Source organism: Cyanobium sp. Cruz CV13-4-11 (genome assembly GCF_024346055.1).
Lineage (GTDB): Bacteria > Cyanobacteriota > Cyanobacteriia > PCC-6307 > Cyanobiaceae > Cyanobium.
On record NZ_JAGQCH010000051.1, the window covers coordinates 1 to 6095 of the forward strand.

A 6095-nucleotide genomic window follows, 5' to 3' on the forward strand; every position below is an offset into this window, starting at 1 on the left:
TGGCAGAGGACCGGGCCAGGGTGGCTCACTTTTCGCTGTCGCCTCCCCCTGCCATGGCAGGGGGAGGCCCCGGGGTAACCCGCCTACGTAATTGACGCGACCCGCCTACGTAGTTGACACCGGGCAATCTGATACCTCCGAGGGCTTGAGAACCGGGGTTGAGCCCACGTTCAGGCTGGCAGCACGATTTGCTGGAGACCCACGAAATCACTCTCCATGGCCGGCTCGCCGTCCTCCAGCAGCATGGCGATAACCTCCCGGAGGTTCACCTGCAGCTCTTCAAGGGTCTCGGCTTGGCTGTGAGCACCAGGGAAACCGGGGACGTAACCCACGAGCAATCCAGTATCCGCACAGCGCACGATCACGGCGGAGAACGTACGCACGGCCTCACCTTCATTCAGTGAAGGAACTGTAGGCACACTGCCAGGTGGGGCTGAGGGGGTGAAGGAGGGCATGGCATCGCGGCAGGGCCTCTCCCCCACCAGTGCCACCCCCTGTCACACCCCCCGCCCCAGCACTGGCCCCCGCAGCGCCAGGATCCCCCCATGCCCCCAACCCCCTCCCCCACCTGCGAGCGCCTGCGGCACTACATCGCCGAACGCATGCGCATGAGCCACGTCTACCAACCCCTGATGCTCATGGAGTTGCTGAAAACCTGCAGCTGCTACCGCAACATCAGCAGCCCTGCGAAAATGGAAAGCTTGGCAGCGCGACCTGCAGAGCCGATGAACATCAACAGGCCAAAGAGCTGAAGGGATGAGCCGTTACAGCGTTGTTGGTTCAGCTGCGGAGTGTGAGCCAGGCTCGAATGGTCTGGTCTTGCGCAACCGCCTTGGCATCAAAGATCCGGCCGTGATGGCTGTACTGGAGCGTGATCTGCTGCTTCGGTCTATGCGTGGTCAGGAAAAGTGCGGTCGTTCAATCTGAGTAAGCAAGGATTTGCATTTGCCAGTGCTCATCTTCTGACAGATCTGCTCGCGGCTTTTGAATCAGAGCAGCTGGCCAGGCTGACACCATTCAATCCCGAATCGGTGGATGAGCTGATCAGCGGGTTGGCTCAGGTTCATGTTGAATTGGTGCTGATCCATCCATTCCGAGAAGGCAATGGGCGAATCGCGCGTCTGCTCTGTGATGTGATGGCGTGCCAGGCTGGAATCGGTCCACTCGACTATTCAGCCTGGGATCAACAGCGAGATTTATATTTTGCGGCGATCCGTGCGGGGGCTGTGCTGAATATCACCCCGATGGTGGAGCAATTCAGGCAGGTGTTGCCTGGGGCGGCTGTCGATTAATGAGTGCCCGCTCAATCTCAGCCACTGGCTGTCCCGTTTCGATCGCTGTGGAACTGGCCACGGCACGGATGATGCGTGCGCCAAGCGGCAGCGCACTCGCGTTCTGCCGCAACCGTTGGAGCTCAGGGTCGGGACTGGGCATCGGCAGGTCAACCTCACAACGCCATTCTGGCAGCACTGTCACCAGACAATGCTCCCCCCCATGCCCCCAACCCCCTCCCCCACCTACAAGTGCCTACGCGACTACATCGCGAAACGCATGCGCATGAGCAACGCCTACCAGCCCCTGATGCTCATGGAGCTCCTGGGACACGGATTGGCCAGGCAACAGCCAGCCCGGCCCCCGGCGCAGGACGTAGCCCGCCGGATCCTGGGGGAGGACGTGACCCAGTTCGATTTCTACGCCGGCCCCAATGGGCTTGACGTCATCAGGATTGTGGCCGGTGAAGCGCTCGGCCTAGCGCTCATGGCGACACGCTTTTCAAGGCGGCGGCGGGGAGGTTGCCAGACGATCGCGAATCCAGATGGGATCTCGGCGGCAGTCAAGGATGGCGTAGATATCGATCGATGATTCGTTGATCAAGTAGTAGAGCGCGAATGGGAACCGCTTGATCAACATCCGATAAAATCCATCGAGCTTTCGATGGGTGCCTGCGTGGAGGGCTAATGTCTGCACATCAGAATCAATGGCGGCAAGAAAGGTATTGCCAAGGCCCTGACTTTGTCGCTCGTAGAACGACCATCCGCTACGCAGATCATCCTTGGCGGACTCAAGGAGTCTGATGTTCACGTCGTTCTGTTTTTAGTTCAGCGATGGCGTCGTCCCAGTTCAGAAACTTGGTACTGCCCTGCTGTACTTGCTCTCTCCGGCGCTGCAACTCTTCGCCGTGCCAGGCCGGTGACACAACTTGATCGGGGGTGGCCGAGAGGTCTGCCCAGAGGAGCTCCATGGCCACGAGCTTCTCTTGCAGGCTCATCCGGCTCAGTGGAAGGTTCATCGCCATCAGCCCGATGCTCAAAGCAGACACCGAATCAACCTTAGGGCTGATCCAGTCAAGAGATCGACCATGAGCAACGCAGACGGGGCAGTTACATCCGATCAGTGCCACCCCCTGTCACCCCCAGCCCCAGCACTGGCCCCCACAGCGCCAGGATCCCCCCATGCCCCCAACCCCCTCCCCCACCTACGAGCGCCTACGCGACTACATCGCGAAACGCATGCGCATGAGCCACGTTGACCAACCCCTGATGCTCATGGAGCTCCTGGGACATGGATTTGCCAGGCAACAGCCAGCCCGGCCCCCGCGCAGGACGTTGCCCGGCGGATCCTGGGGGAGGACGTGACCCAGATCGATTACTACACAGAGCGCGTCAAGCGGATGGTGGGCAAGGTTCACCTTCAACGGCATCACCCGCTGCGAGCGAGGCACCTACGACCTGGTGGGCGGCAAGGAGCTGAGCGACGCCGAGCGCGACCAGCTGCTGGAGCTGTGCCGCCAGCGCCTTGACGCCTTCCGAGAGCAACGCGGCGAGGAGGTGTTGGGCGGCGATGGTCTATTGGGTGGTGTCAACACCTGAGATAACGCTCAACCGTGGCGCAGGTCCAGGTGGCGACACCGGAGCCGAAGAAGTCCTGATCTTCTGTCCAGACAGCGCATTCCAGTTGCAGGCATAGCGCCAGTGTGGGCCAGTCTTCGGGATCACGGATGCGGGCCAGGGCTTCGTCCCTGGCGTGGGCGAGCAATTCATCATCGACAACCTGCACAACGGTCAGCAGACTCTGGAGAGCTTCCTGGCAAACAACTTCATCGAGACCCCTGCGGCGGGCGAGGTCGAGGACATAGCGACCGGCCTCCGAGAGAGCCGCCTGAGCCACAAAGAAATCGGCCTGATCGGCATGGTTGGCGAGGATCAATCGCACCCGCCGGCCGAAGCAACCACGAATCAGGATGTTGGCGTCCAGAACCAGACGCTTGCGTTCCATCTTCAGGGCTCAATTGTTCTTGTCAGCTCGCTGCCGCTGGCGCCAGCTCTGGAAGTCGGCTTGGAGAGTCTCCTCATCCAGGCCGATCCGCTCCAGTTCCGCCTGCATGCGGCGGCCAGCCTCAAGCAGCCTCTCTCGCTCATTCATGCCGCTGTCGTGAGGGAGCGGCACATAGAGGCCAATCGTGCGGCCATGGCGGGTGACCTCGATTGGGGTGGCGGATTCGAGATGGGAGGCGAGCCGGGCCCGAAGCTCCCGAATGCCGACACGGGCTGCCATGCTGTCCAGCACGAGTTGTGTACACACTTTAGGGCTCTCCGGGTGCGCTGGGTCAGGAACAGGGGGGGGGAGAGGTGGCCTCTCCCTGATCCAGTGCCACCCCCCGTCACACCCCGCCAAGATCCCCCCATGCCCCCAACCCCCTCCCCCACCTACGAGCGCCTGCGCGACACCATCGCGAGGCGCATGCGCATGAGCCACGTCTACCAGCCCCTGATGCTCATGGAGCTTTTGGGTCGCCGCAGCCCCGCCCCCGCGCAGGACGTAGCCCACCGGATCCTGGGGGAGGACGTGACCCAGATCGATGACTACACAGAGCGCGTCAAGCGGATGGTGGGCAAGGTTCACCTTCAACGGCATCACCCGCTACGACCAGGGCGCCTTCGGATTGGTGGGCGGCGAGGAACTGAGCGGCGCCGAGCGCGAAGAGCTGCTGCAGCTTTGCCGCCAGCGCCTCGATGCCTTCCGAATGCAGCGCGGCGAGGAGGTGTTTGCCCACAGGAGCCGCCACCGCACGCCGATCAGCGGCTCGATCAAAGTCCGGGTGCTCACCTGTGCCAAGGGCCGCTGCGAATGCTGCGGGGCAGTCTGTTGCTTGGCAAACCCCGCACCAAAGGGTCCTGGAGGTGGAGCACATCCTGCCCAGGAACCATGGCGGTTCGGACGACCTCAGCAACTTGCAGGCCCTCTGCTTCCGCTGCAACGCCGGCAAGCGCGATGCAGTTTGCCTACGCAAGAAGGCACCACCGACTTCCGCGGCCTGCAGGCCAGCTACGCCAGCCGCAAGGCCGGCTGTGTGTTCTGCGCGCTGGAGGCCAGCGGCCGGGTGATTTTGGAGAACGAACTGGCGCTGTGCATCGCCGATGCCTATCCAGTGACGACTGAACAGTGCCTGGTGATCCCGCGACGGCATGGGGCCGATGGGTTGGCGTTGCACCAGCCGGAATGGAATGCGGTGGTGGAGCTGGTTCATTCGATAGAGAGGAGATGAGATCAGCTGGCGGGAATCTCATGCCATCGGACAACAACGTCGGATTGAACCTCAAGCACCCGATTTACCATGTCAGGGTCACAACTCTGTTTGATCAGCTGGATGGCTGACTGGACCCTGAGCCATTGCTCTTCCGCATTCAAGCCAGCTTCTGCATGGGCGAAGACATCCTCATCCGCAGCGCCAGCAAGACCGACATGCACGGCAGCCTCTGCTGGAATTCCCATATCACAAGCCCAACGGGCGAGTCGAGGGCTGAGGTTTTCGTCGATCAACAGCCTCAAGGGATCGGCCTTCAGCCGCGCTGCAGGGTGAGAGGTTGGCGGGGACGGCCTGGAGGCTTCGGCAGACGGGCCTGGATCTGGGCGTAGTCGAGGGCCTGCCTGCTGAGCTGGGGAAAGTCGGCCTCCAGGTCGGCGCGGCTGACGCCGGAGCGCAGCTGCTCCACAACCACGGCAACTGGAATTCGGGTGCCCCGAAACACAGGCTGCCCCGAGCAGATGGCCGGATTGCTCTCCACCAGGGCATGGGGCCGCCTGAGGAGCCGATAGCGATAGCGGAGCTCCTGGCTCACGCTGCTGAGATCAAAGCTGAAGGTCACCGCACCGGTTTTGCGCAGTTCACCGTGGCCTCGGGACCATTCACCCAGAGCGACCTGACCCGGGGGTGAGTCCACCGGCAACCGCTGAGTCTTCTCGGTGAGGACACGGAACACCTGACGCTTCTGAACAGGCGAAAGCTGCAGCCCCTCGGCACTCAGAGCGCTGACCACCTGGAAGTAGAGCAGCTCACGAAAGCCCAGCCGCAGCGGCGCTGCGGAGGAATGCGGGACGGGCGGGGCCAGCACACGGCGGTATTCCTGACTGAGCAGACGGGCATCGGCTCCGAGCAGGGCGGCCCCTGTGGCGGCGGTGAGGGCTGGGGGCATCGCAGGAACCATGTTTCAGGCTGAAGCATAGTAAGGGGACTGGGGTTGGTGACCCCGTTGGTCGGGGTGGAAGGCCATTACCGAAAGGAGATGGTTCCTCAATGAGCAAGTGCCACCCCTGTCACCCCCCAGTCCCCACCTGGCCCCCCGGCCCCCGCGCAGGACGTAGCCCGCCGGATCCTGGGGGAAGACGTGACCCAGATCGAGTACTACACCGAGCGCGTCAAGCGGATGGTGGGCAAGGTGCTCACTGGCAACGGCATCACCCGCTACGACCAGGGCGCCTACGACCTTGTGGGCGGCGAGGAACTGAGCGACGCCGAGCGCGACCAGTTGCTGGAGCTGTGCCGACAACGCCTCGATGCCTTCCGAATGCAGCGCGGCGAGGAGGTGGGCTGTTTGCTCATTCAGAAGCCTGCGGCTTCGGGCACAGGAGCCGCCACCGCACCCCGATCAGCGGCTCGATCAAAGTCCGGGTGCTCACCCGTGCCCGCGGCCGCTGCGAATGCTGCGGGGCAGGCTGTTGCTCAGCAAACCCCGCACCATCGGGCCCTGGAGGTGGACCCCATCGTGCCCATGAACCGGGGCGGCACAGGCGACCTCAGCAACCTGCAGGCACTC

At 62.9% G+C, this 6095-nt stretch carries 13 protein-coding genes and 1 pseudogene; 6 read left to right on the forward strand and 8 right to left on the reverse strand.

What is annotated here, in order from left to right; genetic code table 11:
- Positions 1–170: 170 nt before the first annotated feature.
- Positions 171–383 carry a type II toxin-antitoxin system HicB family antitoxin gene (locus KBZ12_RS18255; protein WP_254959490.1) on the reverse strand — a complete coding sequence of 71 codons (213 nt, stop codon included), beginning with the start codon at positions 381–383 and terminating at the stop codon, positions 171–173.
- Between the two features lie 162 nt (positions 384–545).
- Here KBZ12_RS18255 and KBZ12_RS18260 point away from each other — a divergent pair, with 162 nt between their 5' ends.
- A complete protein-coding gene (locus tag KBZ12_RS18260; protein ID WP_254959491.1) occupies positions 546–752 on the forward strand; it encodes a hypothetical protein in 207 nt (68 codons plus the stop codon).
- A 156-nt stretch (positions 753–908) separates the two neighbouring features.
- Positions 909–1292 (forward strand): Fic family protein, encoded by a 384-nt coding sequence (locus tag KBZ12_RS18265; RefSeq protein WP_254992797.1) that lies wholly within the window; start codon positions 909–911, stop codon positions 1290–1292.
- Between the two features lie 481 nt (positions 1293–1773).
- Here the strand turns inward: KBZ12_RS18265 and KBZ12_RS18270 are convergent, their stop codons facing one another.
- The gene (locus KBZ12_RS18270; RefSeq protein ID WP_254959492.1) at positions 1774–2082 is read right to left on the reverse strand and encodes a type II toxin-antitoxin system RelE/ParE family toxin; all 309 of its coding nucleotides are present in this window, start codon (positions 2080–2082) and stop codon (positions 1774–1776) included.
- Positions 2063–2311 (reverse strand): addiction module protein, encoded by a 249-nt coding sequence (locus tag KBZ12_RS18275; protein ID WP_254959493.1) that lies wholly within the window; start codon positions 2309–2311, stop codon positions 2063–2065. Before KBZ12_RS18275 ends, KBZ12_RS18270 begins: the two co-directional genes overlap by 20 nt.
- Before the next feature lie 421 nt (positions 2312–2732).
- Between KBZ12_RS18275 and KBZ12_RS18280 the strand changes: the two genes are divergently transcribed.
- Entirely contained in the window at positions 2733–2870 is a 138-nt protein-coding gene (locus KBZ12_RS18280) for a hypothetical protein (protein ID WP_254959494.1), read from the forward strand.
- On the opposite strand, the gene KBZ12_RS18285 is transcribed toward KBZ12_RS18280, so the two are convergent.
- From KBZ12_RS18285 to KBZ12_RS18295, 3 genes are all read right to left on the reverse strand, one after another.
- A complete protein-coding gene (locus KBZ12_RS18285) occupies positions 2860–3276 on the reverse strand; it encodes a PIN domain-containing protein (protein WP_254959495.1) in 417 nt (138 codons plus the stop codon). The genes KBZ12_RS18280 and KBZ12_RS18285 overlap by 11 nt on opposite strands.
- Before the next feature lie 9 nt (positions 3277–3285).
- Positions 3286–3555 carry a prevent-host-death protein gene (locus KBZ12_RS18290; protein ID WP_254959496.1) on the reverse strand — a complete coding sequence of 90 codons (270 nt, stop codon included), beginning with the start codon at positions 3553–3555 and terminating at the stop codon, positions 3286–3288.
- Positions 3556–3877: 322 nt separating this feature from the next.
- Positions 3878–4066, reverse strand: a complete 189-nt coding sequence (locus tag KBZ12_RS18295) for a hypothetical protein (protein WP_254959497.1) — start codon at positions 4064–4066, stop codon at positions 3878–3880.
- On the opposite strand from KBZ12_RS18295, the gene KBZ12_RS18800 reads away from it, so the two are divergent.
- Together KBZ12_RS18800 and KBZ12_RS18300 are read left to right on the forward strand one after the other, a co-directional pair.
- Positions 4014–4385, forward strand: a complete 372-nt coding sequence (locus tag KBZ12_RS18800) for an HNH endonuclease (protein WP_396101550.1) — start codon at positions 4014–4016, stop codon at positions 4383–4385. The genes KBZ12_RS18295 and KBZ12_RS18800 overlap by 53 nt on opposite strands.
- The gene (locus tag KBZ12_RS18300) at positions 4280–4546 is read left to right on the forward strand and encodes an HIT family protein (RefSeq protein ID WP_254959498.1); all 267 of its coding nucleotides are present in this window, start codon (positions 4280–4282) and stop codon (positions 4544–4546) included. The genes KBZ12_RS18800 and KBZ12_RS18300 overlap by 106 nt, the downstream gene beginning before the upstream one ends.
- Positions 4547–4548: 2 nt before the next feature.
- Here KBZ12_RS18300 and KBZ12_RS18305 read toward each other — a convergent pair whose 3' ends face one another.
- Positions 4549–4830 (reverse strand): DUF5615 family PIN-like protein, encoded by a 282-nt coding sequence (locus KBZ12_RS18305; RefSeq protein ID WP_254959499.1) that lies wholly within the window; start codon positions 4828–4830, stop codon positions 4549–4551.
- A gap of 11 nt (positions 4831–4841) precedes the next feature.
- Complete coding sequence (locus tag KBZ12_RS18310) at positions 4842–5474, reverse strand: DUF433 domain-containing protein (protein WP_254959500.1); 633 nt, start codon at positions 5472–5474, stop codon at positions 4842–4844.
- A 192-nt stretch (positions 5475–5666) separates the two neighbouring features.
- Here KBZ12_RS18310 and KBZ12_RS18315 point away from each other — a divergent pair.
- Positions 5667–6095 (forward strand): annotated as a pseudogene (locus tag KBZ12_RS18315) (hypothetical protein); the annotation flags it as partial.